This is a genomic window from Caulobacter segnis ATCC 21756, from assembly GCF_000092285.1.
Taxonomy (GTDB): Bacteria; Pseudomonadota; Alphaproteobacteria; order Caulobacterales; family Caulobacteraceae; genus Caulobacter; species Caulobacter segnis.
The window spans coordinates 1,107,781-1,131,790 of sequence record NC_014100.1 but is presented as its reverse complement, the minus strand read 5'-3'; the positions used below and the strand labels follow the sequence as shown (position 1 = coordinate 1,131,790).

The following is a 24,010-nucleotide window of genomic DNA, read 5'->3' as shown; positions in this document are numbered from 1 at the left end:
GGCGACCTCGGGGTCTTTTTCATTCCGCCGGCCGCATCACCGTGAACACCACCTCGGCCCGCCCCCGATAGCCCAACGACTCGTAGAGTCCGATCGCCGTGGCGTTGTCGGCGTAGCTGTGCAGGAAGGCCTTGTCGCCGCGATCGAGGATCCGGGCCGTCACCTCGCGCAGCAGCCTCGCCGCGTAGCCTTTTCCGCGATGGTCGGGATGGACGCAGACGCCGCTGGCCTCGGTGTAGCCGTCGGGCCGCATCCGCTCCCCGGCCATGGCGACCAGCTGGCCCTCGACACGGACGCCGATGAACGCGCCGAGCTGGTGCGTGCGGGCGAAAAACGGGCCCGGCTTGGTGAGGGTGGCCAGGGCCAGCATCTCGGCCGCGTCGGCGTCGCCCAGCGGCAGCATGTCGAAGGGAACGTCCCAAGCCGGCGCGACGGTCTCGGCCACCATCTGCAGGCAGAGGGCGCTGGAGACGACCTCGGTTCCAGGAACGGGCGGCGGGGCGGCCAGCTCGACCAGGCCCACCGGTCCCATGTCGCGCACGAGTTCGCCCAGCGCGGCCAGGGCCTCGGGGCTTTGGTCGGGCAGCGCGGCGAACAGCCCGTAGTCCGGCTGCATCCGGATCACGCCGCCGCCTCGGACGGCCAGATGCGCTTGACGACCGGTCAGCGTGGCCCAGACGGGGCGATCCAGGATGTGAGCGCTCATGTCCCCATTCAAGCGGGGCAATAGGCGGCGATCAACGCCTTCATCGCGCCGACGACGGCCTTGGCCGGCTTATCGTCGCCGGCGAACATCTGGCTGGAGGTGAAGACGCCTTCGACCAGCAACATCATCGCATCGCCCAGGGCCTTCGCGTCGCTCGCGCCCATCTCGGCCGCCTTGGCCTGGAGGCGCTCGCGCAGCTGCTGCTTGTGGACCTGCGCGACCTGGCGGCCCGCGTGCTGGCGATCGGGATATTCGACCACCGCGCGTTCGAGAGGTTGCAGCCGCGATAGTCGTCGCCGCCAGACCGATCGGCCAAGCCTTGAAAATAGGCGACCATCTGGGCCTTGGGATCGCCCGGATGCAGCTGTTCAGCGGCCTCGAAGCGCTCCCAGAACCCGGCCTCGACCTGGCGGAGCACCGCGGCGACCAGCTCGTCCTTGGACTTGTAGCTGCGATAGAGGCTGGGCTTGGTCACACCGGCGCGGGTGACGATTTCGTCCACGCCGACGGCGCGGATACCCTCGCGATAAAACAGCTCGCACGCGGTGTCGAAGATGCGGTCGGCCGCCCGCGGGGCCGATCCGTAAGGTCCGGACAGGACCTCTTCTGGCGTTCTTTTGGTCATGGCTCTTGACGATGTTACTTACCGGTACGTATGTAGCCAATCAAGACCGTACCGATCGGTTACATCGAGGACCGCATGACGACCGCCCACCGTCGCCCGTTCGGGCAGAACTACGCCTTCGTGGTCGCCGGAGCGATCTTCCTGGCCCTGCTGGCGGCCGCCGCTCTTCGCGCCGCGCCAGGCGTGCTGATGCTGCCGCTGGAGAAGGCGTTCGGCTGGGACCGCGCCTCGATCTCCCTGGCCGCCGCCATCGGCATCTTCCTCTACGGCCTAACCGGCCCGTTCGCGGCCGCGCTGATGAATTCATTCGGCCTGCGCAGGACCGTGACCCTGGCCCTCCTGCTGATGGCGCTCTCCACCGGGCTTTCGGCCTTCATGACCACGTCCTGGCAGTATGTGGCCACCTGGGGCGTGCTGGCGGGCCTCGGCAGCGGCGCGGTGGCGATGGTGCTGGGCGCGACGGTCGTGAACCGCTGGTTCGTCGCCCGGCGCGGCCTGATGCTGGGCCTGCTGACGGCCTCCACGGCCACCGGGTCGCTGATCTTCCTGCCTGGCATGGCCTTCATCGCCGAGCATGGCGGCTGGAAGCCGGTGGTGATCACCATCGCGGCCGTGTGTCTGGCGCTGGCGCCGCTGACGTGGCTGCTGATCCCCGAACGGCCGGCGGATGTCGGTCTCAAGCCCTTTGGCGCCCCCGAGGATTACGAAGCCCCGCCTCCGATCAACGCCGGCGGCGCCCTCGCCTACGCCTTCCAGGCCCTGGGCCGAGCGGCCAGGACGCGCACCTTCTGGCTGCTGTTCCTGGGCTTCTTCATCTGCGGCCTGACCACCAATGGCCTGATCGGGGTGCACATGATCGCGTTCTGCGGCGACCGGGGCATGCCCGAGGTCCGGGCCGCCGGCCTGCTGGCGCTGATGGGACTGTTCGACCTGTTCGGGACGACCGCGTCGGGCTGGCTGACCGACCGCTACGACAGCCGCAAGCTGCTGTTCGTCTATTACGTGCTGCGGGGGCTATCGCTGATCTACCTGCCCTTCTCGGACTTCTCGGTGGTCAGCCTGTCGGCCTTCGCGGTGTTCTACGGCCTGGACTGGATCGCCACCGTGCCGCCGACGGTGTGTCTGGCGACGGAGGCCTTCGGGGACCGCGACGGCCCCATCGTGTTCGGCTGGATCGCGGCGGGCCACCAGTTGGGCGCGGCCACGGCGGCTATCGGCGCCGGCGCCATCCGCGCCAGCCAGGGCCAGTATGTCGAGGCCTTCATCATCGCAGGGACCGCGGGCCTGGTCGCCGGCGTCGCCTCGCTGATGATCCGCCGCGCGGTCCCCAGGCCGGCGATGGCCTGAGGCGCGCGACGTCTTTGTCGAGAGGGTGTTCGGGCGGCGAACCGCTTACACGTCGCCTAACCCCCTCTTCGCCTTAGTCCAGGTCTTCGGCCAGGATGGCCATCTCGAACATGAACGAGCCGTCCTCGTCCTCGTCCTGGAAGATGACGCCGATGAACTCGCCGGCGACTTCCACCTCGGCCGAGTCCTTCTGCTTGGGACGCGGCTTCAGCTGGATGTGCGGGTTCCCGAAGGTCCGCTTCAGGTGCTTCTCGATCTTGGCGATGGTGTTGGCGTCCACGGGGAATCCTTATTCTTGGCTAGAAGCGCCCGGGGCGCGTCCTCGGGGCGAAACTAGCGTGCGGCGCGCGACTGGCAAGCCGCTTCCGGCGGAAGAGGTGTGGACGCTCCCTCGGCGACGAGCCAATCGCGGAATATGATAGCCTGAGGCGAGCCGCCCTCGCGGGGCGTCAGCGCCACGATCCAGGTCTGGCCCGGCGCGAATCCGAGCGGGGCGACCAGACGCCCGCTGGCCAGATCGCGCTGGGCGAAGGCCCACGGCGCGACCGCCACGCCCAGCCCGGCGGCCGCCGCCTCTAGCATGTAGAAGAAGTGGTCGAACTCCTGCTCGCGAGCGGCAGGCGGCAGGCCCTCCGCGCCGGTGTCGCGGATCCAGTCGCTCCAGCTCTGCGGATAGGTCCGCGTCTGCAGGCGGGGGGCGGCGCAGACGGCCTGGAAATCGACGACCCGCCCAGCCGCAAGCTCCGGCGCCATCACCGGGCCGTGGTAGTGGCGCAGGAAGGGCTCGGCCACGGAATCCGGATAGTCGCCCTCCCCCGGACGGCGCATCCGGATCGCCAGATCGATCTGGTCATCACGAAAATCGAAAGGACCGTTCGACTCCGCCACCCGCACCGGGATTTCAGGATAAGCGGCCTGGAATCGCGGCAGGCGCGGGATCAGCCACTTCATGGCGAAGGTCGGCAGGCAAGAGACCACCAGCGGCTTTGCGCCGGCCTCGACCGAGCGCGGCGTCGCCGCCTCGATCTGGTCGAAGGCCGGCGACAGAGCCTGGGCCAGCTTCAGGCCGGCCTCGGTCATGCGCAGGCGCGTGCGTGGCCCCTCGGTCAGGGCGACACCGAGGTGTTGCTCCAACTGCCGGATCTGGCGGCTGACCGCGCCGTGGGTCACGCAAAGTTCGTCGGCGGCCAGCGTCATGCGACCATGGCGTCCGAAGGCCTCGAAGGCGCGAAGGGCGTTCAGCGGCGGCAGGATGCGGCGAGCCATGTGAAGAAACCTCACAGAAGGCTGACGGATAAGTCGTTATCCGGCGACGCGCAATCACGGGATAAGGCGGACATGCCCTCACCTTCCCGCATCACACCGCTTCAGATCCTGGCGCTGCTGGCGATTTGGGCGGCCGCGATCAACGGCCTGCTGAGGCCGGCGACAAGCCCCGACGTTCGATCGGCGGCCGCCAAGGCTTCGCCAAACATCGCCTGCGCCAAGCCATTTCGGGAAAGCTGACCCCAGATAGGGTTGAGCCCTGGCGGCGATACGCGCGGCCAGGGCTCAAGTCCGCCCACTAGGTCGGGGGGGCGTAGAGGGGCGGACGCAGAATTAACGCCATCCCCCGAACGCGGTTCCGTCTCAACGCGACGAAGCGGTCAATTTGATCTCGAAAAGTTTCGGCCACAGCTTGCCGGTCACGAACAGGCGGTCGGCGGCCGCGTCGTAGGCGATGCCGTTCAGCACGTCGTCGCGCTGGCCGGTGACGCCGGCTTCCTTCAGGAGTCCGCCCAGTTCGATCCAGCCCAGCACCTTGCCGGTCTTGACGTCGATGCGGGCGATGCGGGTCGTTTGCCAGACATTGGCCAGCAGCTCGCCCTTCACCCATTCCAGCTCGTTGAGGTTCCGGACGGGCACGCCGTCGTCCGTGACCTCGATCCGGCCGGTCTCTTTCAGGGTGTCGGGATCCAGGAAGCGGATGAACGCGGTGCCGTCGCTCATGATCAGCCGCTTGTCGTCGCGGGTCAGGGCCCAGCCTTCGCCCGGATAGCTGAACTCGCCGACCTTCTCGAAGCTGTCGATGTCGTAGATGAAGCCCAGTTCGTTGGTCCAGGTCAGCTCGTAGAGCCGGTTCTTCCAGTCGACGATCCCCTCGCCGAAATAGCGGCTGTCGATCAGGCGCTCCTGCTCGACCGAGCCGGTCTCCAGGCTCCACTTACGGATGAGGGAGCGACCGCGCAGGCCCGTGCTCTCGAACATGAAGCCGTCGCGATAGAACAGCCCTTGGGTGAAGGCGTCGGCGTCGTGCGCATAGGCGCGCACGACCTGATAGCCGCCCACCGGCGCGGGCGCGGCCTGGGCGGAAACGGCGAAACCGAAGGCCAGGGCGGCGCACAGCAGCAGCCCACCGAGGCGAAGACGCTTGGAACTCAAGGGATCAGGCTCAGATCACGTAGTCGCCGGCGGCGTAGACCGTCTCGGCCAGGGTGTGGTCCATGGTCTTGGCCGGCTCCTCGCAGGTCGGGCAGTTGACCAGGCGCGCGGGCACGCCGGCGGCCGTGCAGTGGGCCGGCACCGGTCGCAGCACCACCGAGCCCGAGGCGATCTTGGCGTAGTCGCCGACCGTGATGTTGCCCAGCACCTTGGCGCCGGCGCCCAGCAGGACGCCCTTGCCGATCTTGGGGTGACGGTCGCCGCGCTCGGCGCCGGTGCCGCCCAGGGTCACGCCGTGCAGCATCGAGACGTCGTCGCCGACCACCGCGGTCTCGCCGATGACGATGCCGGTGCCGTGGTCGATGAACACGCCCTTGCCGATCTTGGCGGCGGGATTGATGTCGACCTGGAAGACCTCGCTGGCCCGGCTCTGCAGGTAGAAGGCCAGGGTCTCGCGGCCCTGGGTCCACAGCCAGTGCGAGACGCGGTGCGTCTGCAGGGCCAAGAAGCCCTTGAAGAACAGGAACGGCTGGACATAGCCCTTGCAGGCGGGATCGCGCTCGAAGACCGCCTTCAGGTCGGCCTCGGCCGCCTCGACGATCGAGGGATCGCTCTTGAAGGCGTCGGCGGCGAACTCGCGCGCCGTCATCGCCCGCATCTCCTGGTCGCCCAGCTTGCGCGCCAGCTGGAAGGTCAGGGCGTCGGCCAGGTTGTCATGGCTCAGGATCACCGCGTTGAGCAGCGAGGCCAGGGCCGGCTCGGCCTTGGCGGCGTGTTCGGCCTGGTTTCGCAGGGCGACCCAGACGGGGGTTTCCGTCTCGGGGGTCACCACTTCCAAGTGCTTGGCCATCGGGCTCTCCCTCCCCAGCAGGCTGGGCGCGTGGAGCATCTATATACGAAATGCTCCACAAAACCCGAACGGATGTTCAAGACACCCGCTCGGACGCGCCCCGCTCAGATCAGGGCAAAAGCGCCGGCGTCAAGGTCTCGATGAAGAAAGATGCGATCTCGCCGGTCCGTTCCAAAGGGTTCAGCCCTTCTTCGCCGTCCGCCAGCATGGCCGACAGGGTGCTGCTGGACCGGGCCTCGGGCTCCGCCGGCACGACGTCGGAGATCACCCCGCACTGGATCGCGCGCATCGCTCGCCCCGACGAATTGATGCGCGCCGCCGCGTAGAGGTGGGCGCAGTCCAGGTTGACGATGTCGCAGCCCTCCAGACGATAGGCCTCCAGCATCGGGTCGTACTCGCGATAGATCGCATCGCCCGTGGCGACACGGACGGGCTTCAACGGCGTTGGGCCGGGCCACAGCTCGAGCGCGGCGTCGACCAGCGCCTGGTCGGCCCGCAGGATACGAGCGCCCGTGTAGTGCGGAGTCGTGCCGTCCGCCGCCAGGGTGTCCTCGGCCAGGTAGAAGTCGCCCATGCCCAGGTCGCCGGTTCCGAGGCCGCCGGCCAGGCCGTAGGCCAGCACCAGCTCGATACCGTAATAGGCCAGTTCCTCGGCCGTCGAGCTCGACACCGGGCCGCCGTAGACGTGCGCCAGCGACAGGAACTTGCGGCCTCCGTGGCTCAGCAGCCGCACGCTGTCGGGCGACAGGTGGATGAAATGCTGCCCCTCCACCCGCTCGGGCTGGTAGCGCTCGAGCGCCGACGGCGGCGGGCAGTAGCCGACCAGGGCGACCTTCACGTCGCCGAAGATGTCGGGCGGAAACCGGCGGCCGACCAGGCTTTGCGGGGTGAGATGGGGCGATTGCGTCATGACGGTCCTGGCGACTCCGCGGATGGGCGGAGTTGGTTCTGGACCGGAACGCGATCGCGCGACACGATCAGGATCAATTCCCCGTCGCGTTACAGCATGAGAGCCGCCAAAGCCGCGGGCAGCTCGCCTCGCACCGCCATCAGATGCGTCCGCAAAAGCAGCGCGACGGTGATGGCGTCGGGCATGTGGCCGGCCACCGCCGCGTCCAGCGCCTCGCGGAACGGCACGCGGACCACGGCGAGGTCCTCGGTCTCGTCGGGTGCGGTTTCGGTCGGCGAAAGGTTCATCGCCAGGAACCCGTAAGCGATCTCGTCGGTGACCGAGTTGGAGAGTTCCATCCTCAGGATCGGGCGCCAGTCGCTGGCCTGCAGCCCCACCTCCTCCGCCAGCTCGCGCTTGGCGCCGTCCAGCGGATCCTCGCCGTGCGGCGCGCCGCCCTCGGGCAGCTCCCAGCTGTAGTTGGCGAGCGAGAAGCGGTTCTGGCCGACCAGGGTGACGGTCCCGTCGTCGTGCAGCGGCACGATCCCGATCGCCTGGTTCTTGAAGCCGATCTTCCCGTACAGCGCAGGACGGCCTGTCGGCGCGATCGCCTGGTATTCGGTGACCGTGATCCAGGGGTTGTCGTAGACGACCTGGCTGGAGTCCACGCCCCAGGGCTTTCCGTGCGGCTTCAACCAGGCGGGCTTGTCGGACATCGTCGCTCCAGACTTCAAGGCCGCTCATTTTTGCGAGCGCGCGGTTCCATCGGGGCCGCGCAAGGCCTAACTGAACGGCCTTACAACGCTGCAACGCCCATGAGGAGGCCGTCTTGGCCGGTTCCGTCCCCCCTGCTCCCGAATTTGGCGAAACCCTGCCGGTCGAGGCCTCGCCGGAGACGGTCGCCTTCCTCGCGCGGCGCCGCTCGGCCAGCGCGATGACCCTGACGGCGCCGGGACCGGACAAGGCCCAACTGGCCGACCTCCTGCGCCTGGCGGTCCGCGTTCCCGATCACGGCAAGCTCGCGCCCTGGCGCTTCATCGTGCTGGAAGGCGAGGCCAAGGCGGTCTTCGCCGAGCGCATCACCGCTCTGGCTCCCAGCCAGGCCAATCCGACCAAGGCGACGGCCGCTCTGCGCAAGCTGACCAACCCGCCGGTCTGCGTCGCCGTGATCTCGCGTCACCTGCCGGGGGAAATCCCCGAATGGGAGCAGCGGCAGAGCGCGGCCGCCGTTTGTCACCAGATCCTGCTGGGCGCCTCGGCGCTGGGCTGGGGCGCCAACTGGATCACCGACTGGTACAGCTATGATCCGCGCGCGTTGGACATCCTGGGCTGCGGCCCGGACGAGAAGGTCGCCGGGTTCCTGTACCTCGGCACGGCCGCCGAACAGCCGCAGGAGCGCCAGCGCCCCGAAGCCACCGCGTTGACCAGCTACTGGACCCCGAACTAGCGCTCGGGCGTTGAAGGGACGGCACGGAAGGAAAGCCGATGACGCGACGCAAAGACCCCTGGACCAGCCTGGCCTTCGACAGCTGGGCGCTGGGGATGGAGGCGTCGGCCGTGATCGGCTTGCGCATGATGAAGCTGGCCGCCGGCGGCGCGGCGGCCCAGGCCGAAGCTCAATTGATGGTCAGCGAGAAGGTCGCGACCAGCGTGACTTTGCCCATGCTGGCCGCGACCGGCCAGCTAGGCGCGACCGGGCCCGCGATCGCCTCGGGCTCCCTCGCCCACCTGCGCCGCAAGGTTCGGGCGAACCGGCGCAGGCTGTCCAAGGCTTAAACTCAGCCGCGACCGCGGTAGGGCGCGACGCCTTGATCCGGAACCCAGAGGCCCTCGGGCGCGGAGCCGGTCTGCCAGAACACGTCGATGGGGATGCCACCGCGCGGGTACCAGTAGCCGCCGATGCGCAGCCAGCGCGGCTGGGCGATCTCGACGATCTTGCGCGCCACCTTGACCGTGCAGTCCTCGTGGAACGAGCCGTGGTTGCGGAAGCTGGTCAGGTAGAGCTTCAGCGACTTGCTCTCGATCAGCCAATCGCCCGGCGCGTAGTCGATGACGAGGTGCGCGAAGTCAGGCTGTCCGGTGACGGGGCACAGCGAGGTGAACTCCGGCGCGACGAAGCGTGCCAGATAGAGCACGTCGCTCTGCGGATTGGGCACGCGCTCGAGGACCGCGGCCTCGGGGCTGTCGGGCGCGTCGACGACGCGGCCCAGCTGGGTGACGTTCAGATCGGTCATCGCCGCGATTTAGGCCTCCCCCCCTCTTAAGACAAGACTGGGCCCACGAGACAAGCCGCGCGCCCCTCGCTACAACAACTCCAACAAACGTTTGGGGAGAAAACGATGTCGGGACGGGACTTCGAAGGCTTCACCGTGGTGATCACGGGCGCCTCCACGGGCCTTGGCCGGGCGATCGCGGTCGAGACCGCCCGACGGGGCGCGGGCCTCGTCGTCGTCAACTATGCGCGCAGCGCCGAGGAAGCCGAAGAGACCGCCCGCCTCGTCGAGGCCGAAGGCGCCAAGGCCGTACTGGCCCGAGGCGACGTCGCTCAGGACGAGGACTGCCGCAAGATCGCCGAGGCCGCGGCGTCCACGGGCCGCATCGACGCCCTGTTCAACAACGCCGGCGTCACGAAGTTCGCCCCCAACCACGCCGATCTCGACGCGGTGAACGCCGAGGATTTCCTGCGACTCTACGCGGTCAATGTCGTCGGGGCCTTTCAGATGGTGCGCGCGGCGCGCTCGTTGCTGGAGGCCGCGCCCGCGCCGGGCGCCGTCGTCAACACCGCCTCGATCGCGGGCGTGGTCGGCAATGGCTCATCCGTGCCTTACGCGGCGTCCAAGGGCGCCATGACGACCATGACCCTGTCGCTCGCCCGGGCCCTGGCCCCACGGATCCGCGTGAACGCCATCTGCCCCGGCTTCATCGACACCCCCTGGTTCGGCAAGGCGATGGACGCCGAGCGCGTCGACCGCCTGCGGGCCGGGGCCGCGGCGGCCACGCCGCTGAAGGTCGCCTCGACGGCCGAAGACGTCGCCGGAGCGGCCGTTTTCCTGGCCTCGCCGGCCTCGCGTCACGTCACGGGCGAGACCCTGTTGGTGGATGCGGGCCTGCACCTGGGCGGCGCCAGCCTGGCGATGCGGTGACCGACTCACGTTCGCCGAACGGGCGTATGAGCCACACGACAAGCAAGATCGCCTTTTCCGTCGCCTGTTGCTTATCCGCGTACGTTCTGAAGCAAAATCGTCACACTGCGCCCAAACTTTGAGCGGGCGGCGCCCTTCTCACTGGCGCTTCGCGCGCTTGGATTGCAACTAAGGTCATGCGCACCGCTAATCGGCGGGGGACGCAAATGCGCTTGCAGGCGCGTCGGGGCTCGGGAACCAACCCGGGAGACGACACACAGAAGGGGATAAAACTAATGAAAGTCATGAAGATTGCGCTGGCCGCCGCTGCGGCCACGGTCGCCCTGACCGGCGCCGCGATGGCTCAAGACCTGACGCTTTCCTATAACATCGGCGTGGCGAGCGACTACGTCTTCCGCGGCGTCAGCCAAACTCAAGAAGATCCTACGGTCCAAGGCGGCGTGGACGCCACCTACGGCATTGGCTACGCGGGCGTGTGGGCCTCGAACGTCGACTTTGGCACCAGCGACCCTAGCGCTGAAATCGATTTCTACGCCGGCATTCGCCCGACGGTCGGCGACACCTCGCTGGACCTCGGCGTGCTGTACTACAGCTACACCAAGGACAAGGGCGCGCCCGGCGCGTTCAGCTATTTCGAGGTGAAGGCGGCCGCCTCGCGCTCGATCGGCCCGGCCACCGTTGGCCTCGCCGCGTACTACTCGCCGGAATACTCGACCGACCTCGGCAAGTCGCTCTACTACGAAGTCAACGCCGCGATGCCGGTGATGGAAAAGCTGACCGTCAGCGCTGCTCTGGGCCACCAAGAGTATGACAAGTCGGCCGGCGACTACGCGACCTGGAACATCGGCGCCACCTACGCGGTGACCGACAAGCTCGGCCTGGACCTCCGTTATCACGACACGGACGAACACGGCCTGGGCAAGATCTACGGCAGCCGCTTCGTCGTCGGCCTGAAGGCCGTCTTCTAAGACCAGCCTTCCACAGTTAGACGAGGGAAGCCGCTCCGGTCCGCCGGGGCGGCTTTTCTTTTGGCGCTCAGGCGGTCGGGGCCTTGGGCGGGCGCATCAACAGCACCGCGACGAACACCACCGCCGTCACGGCCGCGAACAGCTCGAAGGTCGGCGCGAAGCCGCCCAACCGGTCGCGCATGGCGCCGGCGACAAAGGGACCCGCGGCCGAGACCGCGCCGACCAGGCAGGTCAGCGAGAACAGCTCCAGATTGCTCTGGCGGCCATAGTAGTTCAGCAGCAGCACGGTGACGGCCAGCACGGTCAGGCCAAACCCGACGCCTGTCCCGATCGCATAGACCAGCATCAGGTCCGGCGTGGCGGCCTTGGCCAAGGCCAGCAGGCCGACGACCAACATCCCCTGCGCGAGGACGAGCAGCCAGCGCGGGTCGACCCGGTCGCCCAGCGCCCCGCCGCCCAGCCGCGCCAAGGTCTGCATCAGCGACTCCAGGCTCAGCATCTTGGCGGCCAAGGCGCCGGCCGCGACCGCGCCGACGCCTGCGGCGACACCCAGCTCGGTCAGGTGGGTGACCGAGACGCTGGCCACCGTCACCCCGACCAGCAGATGGCTGAAATAGGCCGCGACCAGGATGTAGAACTGTGGGGTCCGCAGCGCCTGAGGCACGGTCCATTCGTAGGGCGTGCGATAAACGCGGGCTGTGGCCGGCGCCTCACGCGCCTCCTGCTCGACCTCGAGGTCGACCTCATGCGCCGCGACCGCCAGCCACTTCGATCCACCGACCATGAGGGCGCAGACCAGGCCCACACCGGCGGCGAGCGCGGCCTGAACCACCCAGTAAAGTCGCCAGTCGCCGCCGCTGGCGCCCATCAGGGTCAAGGCCATCCAGGGCCCGGCCGCGCCGCCCAGCGACCCGAAGGTGAAATAGACCCCGAACGGCAGGGCGCGCTTCGTGAACAGCGACGACAGCACGTGCGTGCCGGGGATCAGCGCCGCCATCTGGAATCCGACGCCGCACGCCGCCGCGCCGACATAGTAGCTGAGCAGGCTCTCGGCGTTGGCGATGCCGATGAAGCCGCCGGCCAGGACGACCGCGCCCAGCAGCAAGGTCCCCCGCACGCCGATCCGCCGGATCAGGATGGCCGGCAGCCAGGACGAGGCGCCGGTGAAGACCCCGAGCACCGAGAAGCCCAGGAACGCCTTCTCGAAGCTCCACTTCAGCTCGCCGATCATCGTCGGCAGCACGACCCCCAGCGAGCCGTAGGTCGAGGCGGTGATCAGGAACAGCAGCAGGCTGAGCGCCGCCAGCAGAAGCCACGGGCGGAAGCGGGTCTCGAAAGGGGTCAAGATCAGAACGTCCGCTTCAGGGTTGCCCGCCATTCGCGCCCCTTGCCCGGCAAGGCGCCCAGGTTGGCGTAGGTGTCGGCGTCAGGTGTGACATAGAACGTGTCGAGCAGGTTATCGATATTGATCGACAGGGTGTACGGACCGCGAGCGACGAAGGCCGACGCATTGACCAGCTCATAGCTCGGATAATGCACCGCGTTCTGGACCGTGCCGGCCGTCCGGCCGACATAGCTGACGCCGACGGTCGCGCCCGCCTGCCCCCAGTCGTAGCCCTTGCTGGTGTAGGTCCCGTAGAGGCTGAGCACCGACTTCGGCGTCAGGGTGTAGGCGTAGTCGCCGCCGCGCCCTGGCAGGCTGGCGAAACTCCAGACGACGTACGAGCCGCCATAGGCCTGCGCGCCCGGAACGCCCGCCGTGTAAGCCGGGATGTACTGGAACGAGGTGTCCGGTCCCCTCACCGTCGTGCGCTGGTTGTTGCCGGCGAAGGTGAACGACAGGCGCTCGGACGCCAGCCAGCGGAGCTCCAGCTCCACGCCCTTGGACCGCAGCCCCTGCACTGTCGGCGGCGAGATGGCCCCGGCGATCTGGGTGCGGGTCTGGCGGTAGGCGGCCAGCGAGCCGATCAGCGTCCCCCGCAGCAGCTGGAACTTCACCCCGGCCTCGGAGAGGTCGGAGCTCGACAGCCACGAGCCGTCGGCGATCAGGCCCGGCGCGATATCGCCCGCCTGGCTCATTTCCAGGGCCGACGCCTTGGCGTAGCTGGCGTAGGGCATCAGCCCCACGGGCAGCTTGTAGGTCAGGCTGGCGCTCCACGTCGCCTTGTCCCTATCGTCCGCCTGACGGCCCGCGACCGTGTAGCTGAGGAAGCCGGTGTCCTCGCTCTCGACCGAATAGTGGTCCCAGCGACCGCCCAGCACCAGGTTCCAGCGCCCCGCGACGATGTCCGAGGTGAAAAAGGCGCCGGTCTCTTTCCAGGTCGAGCGGTTGTCGTTCTCCCAGCGCACGCCGATCCCGCCGGGCTCGTCATCGAACGGACTGTCGATGGTGTCGGTCGCCGTGACCCCGAAGCTGATGTCGCGCCGGTCCAGCGCGATCAGGCCGCTGTTGTAGCTCTCACGTCGCCGGCCTTCGAACCAGCGGTGCGAGACGCCCGTCAGGGTCCGCGCGCGGACGGGGCCAAGCTCGGTCGGGAAGGCGTAGGTCAGGCGCACCTCGCTGACCTTGGCGTCGATCGCCGAGGGATAGCCGTAGGAGACGAAGCGCTTGTTGTCCTGGCGATCGTGGAACAGTTGCAGCGTCAGCGACCGGTCGCCGCCCAGGTCCTTGGCGAGGTCGAAATAGAGGGTCTGGGTGTTGGTCTTCGAGAAGTCCGCCGGGCTGATATAGACGGTCCGCCGATCGAGCTTGGTCGTGCCGACTCCAGCATCCAACGTGTGGACGGCGTCGCTCGTGGGGTATCCGTAATATGGCAGGTAGAGGGCGCTGGCGTAGGGGTAGGCGCCGATCTCGTTGGGCGTGATCTTGCCGTTGCCGTCGGCGTCTCGCAGCGTCGTGTCGCGACCGGTGACATAGGTCCGGTGGTCGATCAGGTCCTGGGTCAGGCGGTTCCAGCCCGGCGTCTGGACATCGCCCTCGCTATGGAAGGCCATCCCGCCGAACGCCGTGCTCCAGCCGTTTCCGAGGTCGAAGTCGGCCGAGGCCTCCAGCGTCCGGTGACGCGGATAGATCCCCTTGTAGTAGCTGTGGCTGTCCTCGGCCTCGCCGTAGACATAAACGCCGCCCTCGGCCGCCCCCAGGGTGACTGGCGCACCGAACTGCCCCGTGACCAGCTTCTTGTTGTAGCTGCCGAAGGTGGCGGTGACCTCGCCCTCGGGCTCGGCCAGGAAGCGGCCTTCATCGCGGGCCGATTTCGGGATGAAGTTGACCAGACCGCCGACCTTGCCCGCGCCATAGACGGGCGTCGGCGGCCCGCGCAGGATTTCGATGCGAGCCGCCCCGCCGATCGGCGTGGAATAGGTCCCCCGGTTCTCCACGCGCTTGAAGCCGCGGAAGTAGTTCTCGGCCAGCGCGCCGCGAATGTTCAGGGAGCCGGGCACGCCGTAGAAGCTCGCCGTGTGGGTCCCGGGCGCGACCTTCGTCGCCCCGTCCAGCGACTGGACGCCATAGCGCTCCAGCGTCAGGTCGCTGACCAGACTGGCCGAGCGCGGCGTCTCGATCAGGGGCTTGTCGATCCCAAACACGGTCTGACTGGGCGCTTTCTCCAACAGCCCCGCCTTGTCGCGCGCCACGATCACCACGGCGTCGACCTGATCGGACACCTGAGTCTCGGCGCGAGCGCCAGCGGGGGCGAAAACGGAAAGCGCCAGCAGGCTGGCGGACAGCATCAACAGTCGAGACGGCATCGAATCTCACCTCGCCGGCGAGACGGAAGCTCGGCGGTCGCGACCCGTTATCTGGGGATCGCTTGATCTTCGTCAAAATGCCTTCTGACATTTTAGTTGAGATTGCGAAGACACTGTGGCGACGAAGTCTCAGGTCACGCTGGGGAACTCGCGGCGCGGTTCGGCGCTCAGGCGCGGCCCTGAGCCTCTGGCTGGACATCCAGGATTCGCAGCATCGCCTGACGGGAGGCCTCGACATCGCCGCCACCGATGACGCGCGCCACCTCCCGGTGCTCCTCGATCTCCTCGATCAGCTCCTGTTCACTGGCGCCGTTGAACGAAAAGACCCAGAAGCGCGCGGCCTTGTGCTGCAGGGGAATCAAGATGCGCGCCAGGGCGAGGTTGCCGGAGGCGCGCGCGACCGCGGCGTGGAATCGCAGATCCATGGCCACCAGCGCCGGCAGGTCGCAAATCCTCGCGGCCTCCTCCCCATCGGCGAAGATGTCGAACATCGCCTGGGCCTCGGCCTTCGAGGCGTTGCGAGCCGCCAAGGCCGCGCAATGCGGCTCGATCAGCACCCGAGCCTCGTAGCCCTGGCGCAGCTCGACAAGGTCCAAAGGCGCGACCGTGGTGCCCGAACGGGCGCGGCGCATGACCAGGCCCTCCAAGGCCAGACGCCCCAGAGCGTCGCGAACGCCCGCCAGGCCGGCCTCGTAGCGCGCGGCCAGGAATTGCTCGTCCAGCCGCGACCCGGCCTGCAGCTCGCCCAAGATCAGGTCCAGCAGGATGCGTTCGTAGACCTTGGTCTTCTGCAGCTCGGGCGCCCAGTCATCGAGCCCCGACGAATTGGCTACATCGAGCACCAGCCGGGGGCCGGCGGGCGATTTCAGCGAGGGCGAGGCCATGGGGACTCCGAGGCGTGCGAGCGCTGATAGGTAAAGTGAAATGTTAGAAGTAGCTAGGCGCTAGTTCCTCCCCCGCGATGCGGGGGAGGTGGCCCAGAGGGCCGGAGGGGGCCAACCGGGCGGATACCGCGCTCGCCCCCTCAGTCACTTCGTGACAGCTCCCCCGCATCGCGGGGGAGCATCTAACCAAAACCCCTAGAACGCCGGCACCACCGCGCCCGAGTACTTCTTCTCGATGAACGCCTTCACCTCGGGCGAGGTCAGGGCCGCCGCCAGCTTCTTCACGCGGGGGTCGTCCTTGTTGTCCGGACGGCCGACCAGGTAGTTCACGTAGGGGCTGGTCTTGTCCTCGATGATCAGGGCGTCCTTGCTGGGGTTCAGCTTGGCGTCGAGGGCGTAGTTGGTGTTGATCACCGCTAGGTCGACCTGGTTCAGCACGCGCGGCAGGGACGGCGCCTCCAGTTCCTTGAACTTCAGGTCCTTCGGGTTGCTGGTGATGTCCTTCAGGTTCGACAGGGCGTTCGTCGGGTCCTTGAGGCCGATCACGCCGTTCTTGGCCAGCAGGATCAGGGCCCGGCCCTCGGTGCTGGCGTCATTGGGAATGGCGATCGTGGCGCCTTGCGGAACCTCGGCGAGCGACTTCCACTTGGCCGAATAAGTCCCGATCGGCTCGACGTGGACGCCCTGGATCGGGATCAGGTTGGTTCCCTTGTCGCGATTGAAGGTCTCCAGGTACGGCAGGGTCTCGAAATAGCTGACGTCGATCCGCTTCTCGGCCACCTGGACGTTGGGCTGGACGTAGTCGTTGAAGACCTTGATCTCGAGATTCAGCCCCTCGGCCGCCAGCTTCGGCTTGATGAATTCCAGCACTTCGGCGTGCGGAATGGCGGTCGCGGCGATGGTCAGGGTGTTGGCGTCGCTGGCCTTGGGAGTCTTCTGGCCACAAGCGACGAGCGTCATGGCGGAGACCGTCAGGGCGGCGAGACCGAGGACGAGAACAGCGCGGCGGGCGACCATGAACGGCTCCATAAGGCGATCGTAGAGGTAGGCTTTTGCCCTGATACGGCCGGGCGAGGAAATCAGATTTCCTTAAGCTCCGTCGAGTTCCGTGCGCCGCCCGCGAACATCGCTTGACGCCGCCTCCGAACAGGCCGCTTGGATGGGGATGGCCAAGGAAACCGTCCACATCGTGCAAGCCTATGTCGCCGGGCGCGGCAAGGGCCTGAAGGCCGAGCAGCAGATCGGCTGCAAGACGGCGGAAGAGGCGCGGCGCAAGGCCGAACGATTGGCGCCCCTGCGCGAGGGCGTGGTCGCCTTCTCGGCCAGCGCCGACGTCGAACTGGGCGACTACGACGAGAGCCCCGACATCCTGTTCAAGGCCGGCCGGCTGCCGTTCCCGTTCGATCAGGCGGGCTGATCCTCGTCATCATCGAGGTCGTTGGCGACGTCCGGCGGCCCGTGGATGATCCAGCTGGCCACGAAGTCGGGCTTGTCGCCGGCCAGGCTGATGACGCCGGCCTCGGCCGCCTTGATCGCCGAGGTCTGGGGCGGCAGCGTGTAGGTGTCGCCGTCATGCTCGCCCAGCAGGTCGAGCGTGATCCCCTCGCCTTCGTCGGCGTCGATGACCACGCCGAAGAACTGCTGGCGCTCTAGGACCTCACCGTCGTCGTCGAGGAAGGTCAGGTTCATCAGCAGGGTCTTGCCGATCAGGCTGGCGGCGAGCGCGGGATCCCAATGGAGATCGGTGTGTTCGTCGGTCATCTCACGCTCCTACCGGTGCGACACGCGTCGCACCACCGTGTCGCCGACCATCTGCACCGCCTGGACCAGCACCAGCATCAGCACGACGGTCACGATCATCACATCGGTCTGGAAGCGCTGGTAGCCGAAGCGCACGGCCAGATCCCCCAGGCCGCCCGCGCCGACGACGCCGGCCATGGCCGTGTAGCCCACCAGCGCGATGGCGGTGACGGTCGCGGCGGCGATCAGGCCCGGCAGGGCCTCGGGCAGCAGCGCGCCCAGCACCACCTGCCGACGCTTGGCGCCCATGGCGAAGCTGGCCTCGACCACGCCCTTGTCGACCTCGCGCAGGGCGGTCTCGACCAGACGCGCGAAGAACGGCGCCGCGCCCGCGACCAGCGGCGGGATCGCGCCGGCGACGCCCAGCGAAGTGCCGACCAGCGCCACCGTCATCGGGATCATCACGATCAGCAGGATCACGAACGGCACCGAGCGCAGGATGTTGACCAGCAGCGACAGCGCGCTGTTGGCCAGCCGGTTTTCCAGCATCTGGCCCTTGCCGGTCAGGAACAGGATCACGCCCAGCGGCAGGCCCAGCACGATGGTCAGCACCATCGAGCCCCCCAGCATGGCCAGGGTGTCCAGAGTCGCCTGGCCGATCTCGCTCCAGTCGACGTTCGAGAAGTCGAAGGTTCCGGCGCTCATCGGGCGATCTCCCCGGTCAGGTCGTCGACGCGGACGCCGGACGCCTCGAAGCTCTTGATCGCCGCATCGACGTCGCCGCCGGTCAGGGCCAGGGTCAGCTGGCCGTAGGGCGTCTCGCGCAGGCGGTGGATGCGCCCGCCGAGGATGGAATAGTCGACGCCGGTGACGCGGGCGACCTCGCCCAGCACCGGCTTGTAGGTCGCCTCGCCCTTGAAGGTCAGGCGCACCAGGCGGCCGCCGACGCCGGGCGCGGTCGCAGCCTCGCCATCGGCCTCGCGCACGAAGCGGCGGGCGGTGTCGCTGGTCGGGTGCAGGAAGACGTCCTCGACCGCGCCCTCCTCCACAACGCGGCCGGCCTCCAGCACGGCGACGCGGTCGCAGACCCGGCGGACCACATCCATCTCGTGGGTGATCAGCACAATGGTGAGGCCAAGCTCCCGGTTCAGGCCCGAGATCAGGTCCAGGATCTGCTCGGTGGTCTCGGGATCGAGGGCGCTGGTGGCCTCGTCGCACAGCAGGACCTTCGGCCCGGTGGCCAGGGCGCGGGCGATGCCGACGCGCTGCTTCTGGCCGCCGGAGAGCTGGGCCGGATACTTGTCGGCGTGGGCGGTGAGGCCCACCCGTTCCAGGAGCTCGGATGTGCGCGCCTTGACCTCGGCGGCGGGGCGGCCGGCCAGCTTTAGCGGGAAGGCGACGTTCTGGGCGACCGTCTTTCCAGACAGCAGGTTGAAGTGCTGGAAGATCATCCCGACCCGGCGGCGCAGGGCGCGTAGGCCCTCGACGCCCAGCGCATCAACGTCGTCGCCGTCCACGATCACTCGGCCGCCGGTCGGGGTCTCCAGGCCGTTGATCAGCCGGATCAGGGTCGATTTGCCCGCGCCCGAGGCCCCGATCACGCCGAACACCTCTCCGGCGGCGACGGACAGCGACACGGCGCTGAGCGCGGCGTGCCCTCCCTGGGCGTAGGTTTTCGAGACGTCCTGAAAGGTGATCACGCGGCCAAGTCCAAACGGGGTTTCGGCGGTCCAAGACCGCCGGCCGCCCGATTTAGGCGTTCAGCCGGCAAAGGTGAAGGGAAACCGGCGTCATCAGCCGGCGCGGCGCGCGTCGACGGTGATGACCTGGCTGATCCCGTCCAAAAGGGTCGCGACCGTGATCGGCTTGGCCACATGCAGGTCCGCCCCCGCCGCCAAGGCGTCCTGGCGGTGGCCGGCCATGGCGTTGGCGCTGAGCATGATGATCGGCGTGCGCCGCCCGCCGCCCTCGTGGGCCCGGATCGCGCGGGTGGCCGCCAGGCCGTCCATGATCGGCATCTGCATGTCCATCAGGACCACGTCGTAGGGGCTCGCCGCCATCGCCTCGACGGCCTGGGCCCCGTTCTCCACCACCGTCACGGCGGCCCCGCAGGGCTCGAGGATCAGCTGCACCACGCGCTGGTTGATCGGATGGTCCTCGGCCAGCAGCACCCTCAGCCCCTCGGCCTGAACGCCCGGCGCGATCGGATCGGCGTCGACGGCGGCCTCCGCTTCCGTGCGATGCAGCGGCAGGACGACCCGGAACAGGCTGCCGGAGCCCGGCTTTGACCGCGCCGTGATCGCGCCGCCCATCATCTCCACCAGGGTCCGGCTGATCGACAGACCCAGGCCCGACCCGCCGAACCGGCGCGTGATCGTGCTGTCGGCCTGGCTGAAACGCTGGAAGATCATCTCGCCCTTCGCCGCGTCGAACCCGACGCCCGTGTCCTCGACCTCGACACACAGGAGAGAGGCTTGGCCGTCGTCGCGGTCCTCGACATCGATGCGGACGGTGACCTCCCCCCGATCGGTGAACTTCACGGCGTTGGACATCAGGTTGCTCAGCACCTGGCCGATCCGCACGCTGTCGCCCAGGAAGCCGCCGCTGACGGACGGGCCGCGCTCGACACGGACGCCCACGCCCTTCTCCTTGGCCCGCAGCCGCGTGACGTCCAGCAGGCCGTCGAGCACCCCGTCCAGGTCGAAGGCCTGAGTCTGGATGGTCATCTGTCCGGCCTCGATCTTCGAGACGTCCAGGATGTCGGAGACCAGTCGCTCCAGCGTCTCGCCGGAGCGCCGGATCAGGTCGACCATCTCGGCCTGACGGGGTGTCAGCGCCGTCTCGCCGAGCGCCGCGGCGATGCCGATGACGCCGTTGAGCGGGGTGCGAATCTCATGGCTCATATTGGCCAGAAAGTCGTTCTTGGCCTTGTTGGCCGTCTCGGCCGCGCGCCGAGCCTCGGCCATCTCGGCCTCGATCCGCAAGCGCTCGGTGACGTCGCGCGCCACGCCAAACACCAGATCGCCGCATCGGCGCGCCCGCCACTCCAACTGGCAGTAGGTCCCGTCGGCGCGGCGATAACGGTTCACGAAGCCGTTGACCTCGCCATCCGCCTCGGCGCGCTGCATATTCGCGCGGGTGCTCTCCAGGTCGTCCGCATGCAGGAGCGGCAGAAGACCAGAGCCCTCCAGCACCTCGACGGGGTGACCCAGGACCGTCTCCCAGGCCTGGTTCACCTTCACGAACCGTCCCTCCATGTCGCGGATGCACAGCAGGTCCGCCGACACGTCGAAAAAACTCGACAGGTTGCGCGCTGTCTCCATCGCCTGCTCGGCCGAGAGCCGGGCGCGCAACTCGCTGGCCGCCAGCTCCTCCTCGGCGCGCCGCCGGTCGATGGCGATCGCGGCCAGTTGCGCGGCCGCCTCGATGAAGGCGATGTCCTCCTTGTTCGGCGTGCTGACCTGGCGATGATAGATCGCGAAGGTGCCCACCACCGCGCCGTCCAGCGCCCGGATCGGTTCGGACCAGCACGAAGCCAGACCCGCCTCCGCCGCCAGCTCCCGGAAATCGGTCCAAAGCGGACTGGACTGAATGTCGTCGACGGTCACCCGGCGTCCCAGATAGGCCGCGGTGCCGCACGAACCGACGGAGGGACCGATCTCCACCCCCTCGACGGCTTCGTTGTAGAAGTCCGGCAGGCTGGGCGCGGCGCCCAGAACCAGACGACGGCGCTCGGAGTCGAGCAGCAGGATGCTGCAGAGGATCTCCGGATCCTCCGCCTCCACGGCCTGGACGATCGCCTTCAACGCCAGCGCCAAGGGCTTGCCGCCGGCGATCAGGTTCATCGTCCGCCGGAAAGCGCGATGCGCGGTCGTTCGGCTCATGGTGGTGTCTCCCGATCCACAACCTTGCCATCAGCGATGAAACGGTGCGATCGGCTCACACAACGTTAAGCCCCTGAAACGGCGCGGCATATTGGCGCGGAGCCACCCCCCGGGGGACCGGCGCCCAGGGGGGGCCTTCAACGGGCCGGCCACCCGATCGTGACGATCGAGCGCTCTACTGGCCGTCGCGCTTAGGAGCGTTCTTCACGTACCGGTTCATCCACTCGACCATTTCCCAGAGCGTGTGCTTGGTCGACTCCAGCGCGCGATAGCCGTGCGCCTCGTTGGGCAGGGTCACGTAGCGCACGGTCGCGCCCGCGCCTTTCAGCGCGGCGTAGAAGCGCTCGCTCTGGACCGGGAAGGTGCCGGAGTTGTCGTCCGCCTCGCCGTGGATCAGCAGGATCGGATCCTTGACGTTCGGCGCATAGGTGAACGGGCTCATCTTCGTGTAGGTGTCGGTCGCCTCCCAGTAGGTGCGCTGCTCGGCCTGGAAACCGAAAGGCGTCAGGGTGCGGTTGTAGGCGCCCGAGCGGGCGATGCCGGCGCGGAACAGGCGCGTATGGGCCAGCAGATTGGCGGTCATGAACGCGCCGTAGCTGTGGCCGCCCACCGCGATCCGATCACGATCGGCCACCCCCATGGCCACCACCGCGTCCACGGCGGCCTGGGCGTCGGCGACCAGTTGCTCGACATAGGTGTCGTTCGGCTCGGCGCCGTTGCGGCCGATGATGGGGAAGGCCGGGTTGTCGAGGATGGCGTAGCCCTGGGTCAGCAGGAACAGGTGGCTGGCGCCGCCCGGACGGGTGAAGCGGTTGCCCTCGTCCACCGTCTGGCCGGCGATGGCCGCGTCGGTGAACTCGGCCGGATACGCCCACATCAGCAGAGGCAGCGGGCCGTCCTTGGCCTTGTCATAGCCGGCCGGCAGATAGAGCACGCCCGACAGGGTCACGCCGTCGGCGCGCTGGTAGGTGATGGTCTGCTTGGAGACCCCCGCGAACTGCGGGGCGCGGTCGGGGAAGCTGGTCAGGGGCTTGGCCTTCGCGCCCTTGGCGACGGCGTGGACAAAGTAGTTCGGCGCGTCCTTGGCGCTTTCGCGGCGGGTGATCACCGTCTTGCCCGCCTCGTCCGCCAAGCCGACCGGCGCTTCGTAGTATGGCGCTTCGGCCTGCCAGAGCTTGGTCGTCTTGCCGTCGGCCAGCGAGAGGCGGCCCACGAACGGGAATTCGCCCTTGGCCGAGGCGCCGTCGCCGAACACGAACACCGCCTTGCCATCCGGCGTGAAGTGCAGGAGGTCCTCGCCGCGCGCGTCACGACGGGTCACGGGGCGGCCCGGGTCGTTATAGCGGTCCTGGTAGTTGCGCTGGATCAGCACACGCCCGGCGCCCGGCTTGCTGGGATCGATGGCGATGCGCTTCTCGTTGCGGGTCTGCCACCAGCGGCTGGCCAGCAGGGCGAAGTCGCTCCTGCCCCACGTGATCCCTCGATAACGCTGGTCGAGGTCGATCAGCTTGGTCGGCGCGGCCGAGAAGGGCGCGGCCAGCATGAAGACGCTGTCGTGCACGGCCACCTTCTTGCGCGGATCGCCGCCGTCCTGGGCCTCGGCCCAGACCAGGGTCGCCGGGGCGTCGGCGCGCCACTCGACCGCGCGCGGCCCCGGGGACGTCGCATCGAAGGCCGGCGGCAGGGTGTCGGCCAGGGGCCGATCGGCCAGGGTCTTCACGGGTCGCCCGTCGATCGTCGAGACGGCGATCTCGGTCGCGAAAAGGCTCGCTGGCACGAGATAGCTGTAGGGGCGCTTCAGCCGCGTGGTCAGCAGGTACTGGCCGTCGGGCGAGATCGCGACGCCGGAGAAGATCCCCGGCCGCCCAACCGGCGCGGTCCCGCCGTCCGCCAAGCTGACGCGGGTCAGCTGCGAGGTGAAGTAGTAGTCGAACAGCGCCTCGTCATGGGCGTTGGACAGCAGATCCTGATAGGTGCGGATCGCGGCGGTGCGCCCCTTGGATTCCTGGATCGTCGGGCCGTTAGGCGTGACATCCGCGGCGGGCGGAGCGCCGCGATCGGCGACGGTCATCGGCGCCAGCAGTCCCGAGCCGTCGGGCAGCCAGTCATAGACGCCGGTCACGCCGCCAGGCGTCGCGACGGCCAGGGCGGCGTTGACCCGCGCCTCGGTCACCTTGCGGGCGGTGGCGGCCTTGACGTCGGCCACCCACAGCTCCAGGCCCGACTTGGCGTCCAGCACGAAAGCTAGCTTGGAGCCGTCCGGCGACCAGCTGGGCGCGATGAAGCGCGCTCCGGCGGGCAGGCTGACGGGGCGGACCTTGCCGGTCGCGACGTCCTCGAACGCCAGGCTGTTCAGCCAGTTGGCCCGCGCCTCGATCGGACCGTTGGTGCGCGGATTGATCCGATAGCCGCCCAGCCGCAGGATCGGCTCGGAGACCGCCGCGATCGACGGCAGGTTCTCGCGGCCCAACTGGGCCAGCACCTTGCGGTCGGGGCTGACGGCGACGCCGGGCGTCTGCGGCGAGTCGAGGATCTGGGCGATCGGCGCCGGCGGGGTCTGGTAACCGTCGGCCGCCAGGACCGCACCCGCCGACAGCGCCATGAAGGCCGCCGACGCGACCAGGGCCATGGCCCGTCGCGGGAACGAAGCGTGCATCATCAAGAGCCCCTCACCTTCGCGCGCCGCCCCAGCAGACGCGCTTTCAGAAAGGCACGATTATGCACAAAGCACGGCCATAAGAACCCATTTTCACCGCCATCGCCCCGCGATGGGGGCCGATGGCGCACTTATCTTCGAAGAACTCGC

General features: G+C 68.3%; 25 protein-coding genes. 7 read left to right on the top strand and 18 right to left on the bottom strand.

Annotation, left to right across the window (positions count from 1 at the left end; translation table 11 throughout):
• Window positions 1–19 precede the first annotated feature (19 nt).
• Both CSEG_RS05295 and CSEG_RS05290 read right to left on the bottom strand, forming a co-directional pair.
• Window positions 20–706 (bottom strand): GNAT family N-acetyltransferase, encoded by a 687-nt coding sequence (locus CSEG_RS05295; protein WP_013078227.1) that lies wholly within the window; start codon window positions 704–706, stop codon window positions 20–22.
• 124 nt (window positions 707–830) lie between these two features.
• Window positions 831–1,331 carry a TetR/AcrR family transcriptional regulator gene (locus CSEG_RS05290; RefSeq protein ID WP_244264923.1) on the bottom strand — a complete coding sequence of 167 codons (501 nt, stop codon included), beginning with the start codon at window positions 1,329–1,331 and terminating at the stop codon, window positions 831–833.
• 75 nt (window positions 1,332–1,406) lie between these two features.
• Between CSEG_RS05290 and CSEG_RS05285 the strand changes: the two genes are divergently transcribed.
• The gene (locus CSEG_RS05285) at window positions 1,407–2,678 is read left to right on the top strand and encodes an MFS transporter (RefSeq protein WP_013078226.1); all 1,272 of its coding nucleotides are present in this window, start codon (window positions 1,407–1,409) and stop codon (window positions 2,676–2,678) included.
• 73 nt (window positions 2,679–2,751) lie between these two features.
• Here the strand turns inward: CSEG_RS05285 and CSEG_RS05280 are convergent, their stop codons facing one another.
• Both CSEG_RS05280 and CSEG_RS05275 read right to left on the bottom strand, forming a co-directional pair.
• Window positions 2,752–2,958 carry a DUF3126 family protein gene (locus CSEG_RS05280; protein WP_013078225.1) on the bottom strand — a complete coding sequence of 69 codons (207 nt, stop codon included), beginning with the start codon at window positions 2,956–2,958 and terminating at the stop codon, window positions 2,752–2,754.
• A gap of 53 nt (window positions 2,959–3,011) precedes the next feature.
• Window positions 3,012–3,944 (bottom strand): LysR substrate-binding domain-containing protein, encoded by a 933-nt coding sequence (locus CSEG_RS05275; protein ID WP_013078224.1) that lies wholly within the window; start codon window positions 3,942–3,944, stop codon window positions 3,012–3,014.
• A 72-nt stretch (window positions 3,945–4,016) separates the two neighbouring features.
• Between CSEG_RS05275 and CSEG_RS22475 the strand changes: the two genes are divergently transcribed.
• A complete protein-coding gene (locus CSEG_RS22475; protein ID WP_157038970.1) occupies window positions 4,017–4,184 on the top strand; it encodes a hypothetical protein in 168 nt (55 codons plus the stop codon).
• Between the two features lie 123 nt (window positions 4,185–4,307).
• On the opposite strand, the gene CSEG_RS05270 is transcribed toward CSEG_RS22475, so the two are convergent.
• From CSEG_RS05270 to CSEG_RS05255, 4 genes are all read right to left on the bottom strand, one after another.
• Window positions 4,308–5,099, bottom strand: coding sequence for a glutaminyl-peptide cyclotransferase (locus tag CSEG_RS05270; RefSeq protein WP_013078223.1), 792 nt, complete (start codon window positions 5,097–5,099; stop codon window positions 4,308–4,310).
• A 10-nt stretch (window positions 5,100–5,109) separates the two neighbouring features.
• Complete coding sequence (gene cysE, locus CSEG_RS05265) at window positions 5,110–5,949, bottom strand: serine O-acetyltransferase (protein ID WP_013078222.1); 840 nt, start codon at window positions 5,947–5,949, stop codon at window positions 5,110–5,112.
• Between the two features lie 109 nt (window positions 5,950–6,058).
• Entirely contained in the window at window positions 6,059–6,859 is an 801-nt protein-coding gene (locus CSEG_RS21460; RefSeq protein ID WP_013078221.1) for a purine phosphorylase family 1 protein, read from the bottom strand.
• Between the two features lie 89 nt (window positions 6,860–6,948).
• Complete coding sequence (locus tag CSEG_RS05255; protein WP_013078220.1) at window positions 6,949–7,554, bottom strand: NUDIX domain-containing protein; 606 nt, start codon at window positions 7,552–7,554, stop codon at window positions 6,949–6,951.
• Window positions 7,555–7,667: 113 nt separating this feature from the next.
• On the opposite strand from CSEG_RS05255, the gene CSEG_RS05250 reads away from it, so the two are divergent.
• Entirely contained in the window at window positions 7,668–8,285 is a 618-nt protein-coding gene (locus tag CSEG_RS05250) for a nitroreductase family protein (protein WP_013078219.1), read from the top strand.
• A 38-nt stretch (window positions 8,286–8,323) separates the two neighbouring features.
• Window positions 8,324–8,614: a hypothetical protein gene (locus CSEG_RS05245; RefSeq protein WP_013078218.1), complete on the top strand. Its 291-nt coding sequence runs from the start codon at window positions 8,324–8,326 to the stop codon at window positions 8,612–8,614.
• A 2-nt stretch (window positions 8,615–8,616) separates the two neighbouring features.
• On the opposite strand, the gene queF is transcribed toward CSEG_RS05245, so the two are convergent.
• On the bottom strand, window positions 8,617–9,072 hold the full coding sequence (gene queF, locus CSEG_RS05240; RefSeq protein ID WP_013078217.1) for a preQ(1) synthase: 456 nt from the start codon (window positions 9,070–9,072) through the stop codon (window positions 8,617–8,619).
• Window positions 9,073–9,177: 105 nt separating this feature from the next.
• On the opposite strand from queF, the gene CSEG_RS05235 reads away from it, so the two are divergent.
• Together CSEG_RS05235 and CSEG_RS05230 are read left to right on the top strand one after the other, a co-directional pair.
• The gene (locus CSEG_RS05235; RefSeq protein WP_013078216.1) at window positions 9,178–9,981 is read left to right on the top strand and encodes an SDR family NAD(P)-dependent oxidoreductase; all 804 of its coding nucleotides are present in this window, start codon (window positions 9,178–9,180) and stop codon (window positions 9,979–9,981) included.
• Window positions 9,982–10,256: 275 nt separating this feature from the next.
• Window positions 10,257–10,949: a TorF family putative porin gene (locus CSEG_RS05230; protein WP_041538207.1), complete on the top strand. Its 693-nt coding sequence runs from the start codon at window positions 10,257–10,259 to the stop codon at window positions 10,947–10,949.
• 67 nt (window positions 10,950–11,016) lie between these two features.
• Here CSEG_RS05230 and CSEG_RS05225 read toward each other — a convergent pair whose 3' ends face one another.
• From CSEG_RS05225 to CSEG_RS05210, 4 genes are all read right to left on the bottom strand, one after another.
• A complete protein-coding gene (locus CSEG_RS05225; RefSeq protein WP_013078214.1) occupies window positions 11,017–12,327 on the bottom strand; it encodes an MFS transporter in 1,311 nt (436 codons plus the stop codon).
• Window positions 12,297–14,696 carry a TonB-dependent siderophore receptor gene (locus tag CSEG_RS05220; RefSeq protein WP_013078213.1) on the bottom strand — a complete coding sequence of 800 codons (2,400 nt, stop codon included), beginning with the start codon at window positions 14,694–14,696 and terminating at the stop codon, window positions 12,297–12,299. The genes CSEG_RS05225 and CSEG_RS05220 overlap by 31 nt, the downstream gene beginning before the upstream one ends.
• A 167-nt stretch (window positions 14,697–14,863) precedes the next feature.
• Complete coding sequence (locus tag CSEG_RS05215; RefSeq protein WP_013078212.1) at window positions 14,864–15,580, bottom strand: GntR family transcriptional regulator; 717 nt, start codon at window positions 15,578–15,580, stop codon at window positions 14,864–14,866.
• Window positions 15,581–15,775: 195 nt separating this feature from the next.
• Window positions 15,776–16,609: a MetQ/NlpA family ABC transporter substrate-binding protein gene (locus tag CSEG_RS05210; protein WP_193852712.1), complete on the bottom strand. Its 834-nt coding sequence runs from the start codon at window positions 16,607–16,609 to the stop codon at window positions 15,776–15,778.
• A 136-nt stretch (window positions 16,610–16,745) separates the two neighbouring features.
• Between CSEG_RS05210 and CSEG_RS05205 the strand changes: the two genes are divergently transcribed.
• Window positions 16,746–16,997 carry a hypothetical protein gene (locus CSEG_RS05205; RefSeq protein ID WP_083778456.1) on the top strand — a complete coding sequence of 84 codons (252 nt, stop codon included), beginning with the start codon at window positions 16,746–16,748 and terminating at the stop codon, window positions 16,995–16,997.
• Here the strand turns inward: CSEG_RS05205 and CSEG_RS05200 are convergent.
• The 5 genes from CSEG_RS05200 to CSEG_RS05180 form a co-directional block, all read right to left on the bottom strand.
• Window positions 16,985–17,341 (bottom strand): hypothetical protein, encoded by a 357-nt coding sequence (locus CSEG_RS05200; protein ID WP_013078209.1) that lies wholly within the window; start codon window positions 17,339–17,341, stop codon window positions 16,985–16,987. The two genes, CSEG_RS05205 and CSEG_RS05200, sit on opposite strands and share 13 nt — an antisense overlap.
• A 9-nt stretch (window positions 17,342–17,350) precedes the next feature.
• Window positions 17,351–18,025 (bottom strand): methionine ABC transporter permease, encoded by a 675-nt coding sequence (locus CSEG_RS05195; protein WP_013078208.1) that lies wholly within the window; start codon window positions 18,023–18,025, stop codon window positions 17,351–17,353.
• Window positions 18,022–19,020 carry a methionine ABC transporter ATP-binding protein gene (locus CSEG_RS05190; RefSeq protein WP_013078207.1) on the bottom strand — a complete coding sequence of 333 codons (999 nt, stop codon included), beginning with the start codon at window positions 19,018–19,020 and terminating at the stop codon, window positions 18,022–18,024. The genes CSEG_RS05195 and CSEG_RS05190 overlap by 4 nt, the downstream gene beginning before the upstream one ends.
• A 93-nt stretch (window positions 19,021–19,113) precedes the next feature.
• A complete protein-coding gene (locus CSEG_RS05185) occupies window positions 19,114–21,204 on the bottom strand; it encodes an ATP-binding protein (protein WP_013078206.1) in 2,091 nt (696 codons plus the stop codon).
• Between the two features lie 175 nt (window positions 21,205–21,379).
• Window positions 21,380–23,863: a S9 family peptidase gene (locus CSEG_RS05180; protein ID WP_013078205.1), complete on the bottom strand. Its 2,484-nt coding sequence runs from the start codon at window positions 23,861–23,863 to the stop codon at window positions 21,380–21,382.
• Window positions 23,864–24,010: the final 147 nt, after the last annotated feature.

Coding starts and splice junctions, on each gene's coding strand:
- CSEG_RS05225 (WP_013078214.1), bottom strand. CDS start 12,327: ATGGCGGGCAACCCTGAAGCGGACGTTCTGATCTTGACCCCTTTCGAG.
- CSEG_RS05205 (WP_083778456.1), top strand. CDS start 16,746: ATGGCCAAGGAAACCGTCCACATCGTGCAAGCCTATGTCGCCGGGCGC.
- CSEG_RS05200 (WP_013078209.1), bottom strand. CDS start 17,341: ATGACCGACGAACACACCGATCTCCATTGGGATCCCGCGCTCGCCGCC.
- queF (WP_013078217.1), bottom strand. CDS start 9,072: ATGACCGATCTGAACGTCACCCAGCTGGGCCGCGTCGTCGACGCGCCC.
- CSEG_RS22475 (WP_157038970.1), top strand. CDS start 4,017: ATGCCCTCACCTTCCCGCATCACACCGCTTCAGATCCTGGCGCTGCTG.
- CSEG_RS05255 (WP_013078220.1), bottom strand. CDS start 7,554: ATGTCCGACAAGCCCGCCTGGTTGAAGCCGCACGGAAAGCCCTGGGGC.
- CSEG_RS05180 (WP_013078205.1), bottom strand. CDS start 23,863: ATGATGCACGCTTCGTTCCCGCGACGGGCCATGGCCCTGGTCGCGTCG.
- CSEG_RS05220 (WP_013078213.1), bottom strand. CDS start 14,696: ATGCCGTCTCGACTGTTGATGCTGTCCGCCAGCCTGCTGGCGCTTTCC.
- CSEG_RS05185 (WP_013078206.1), bottom strand. CDS start 21,204: ATGAGCCGAACGACCGCGCATCGCGCTTTCCGGCGGACGATGAACCTG.
- CSEG_RS05285 (WP_013078226.1), top strand. CDS start 1,407: ATGACGACCGCCCACCGTCGCCCGTTCGGGCAGAACTACGCCTTCGTG.
- CSEG_RS05290 (WP_244264923.1), bottom strand. CDS start 1,331: ATGACCAAAAGAACGCCAGAAGAGGTCCTGTCCGGACCTTACGGATCG.
- CSEG_RS05215 (WP_013078212.1), bottom strand. CDS start 15,580: ATGGCCTCGCCCTCGCTGAAATCGCCCGCCGGCCCCCGGCTGGTGCTC.
- CSEG_RS05245 (WP_013078218.1), top strand. CDS start 8,324: ATGACGCGACGCAAAGACCCCTGGACCAGCCTGGCCTTCGACAGCTGG.
- CSEG_RS05195 (WP_013078208.1), bottom strand. CDS start 18,025: ATGAGCGCCGGAACCTTCGACTTCTCGAACGTCGACTGGAGCGAGATC.
- CSEG_RS05230 (WP_041538207.1), top strand. CDS start 10,257: ATGAAAGTCATGAAGATTGCGCTGGCCGCCGCTGCGGCCACGGTCGCC.
- CSEG_RS05295 (WP_013078227.1), bottom strand. CDS start 706: ATGAGCGCTCACATCCTGGATCGCCCCGTCTGGGCCACGCTGACCGGT.
- CSEG_RS05275 (WP_013078224.1), bottom strand. CDS start 3,944: ATGGCTCGCCGCATCCTGCCGCCGCTGAACGCCCTTCGCGCCTTCGAG.
- CSEG_RS21460 (WP_013078221.1), bottom strand. CDS start 6,859: ATGACGCAATCGCCCCATCTCACCCCGCAAAGCCTGGTCGGCCGCCGG.
- CSEG_RS05235 (WP_013078216.1), top strand. CDS start 9,178: ATGTCGGGACGGGACTTCGAAGGCTTCACCGTGGTGATCACGGGCGCC.
- CSEG_RS05210 (WP_193852712.1), bottom strand. CDS start 16,609: ATGGAGCCGTTCATGGTCGCCCGCCGCGCTGTTCTCGTCCTCGGTCTC.
- cysE (WP_013078222.1), bottom strand. CDS start 5,949: ATGGCCAAGCACTTGGAAGTGGTGACCCCCGAGACGGAAACCCCCGTC.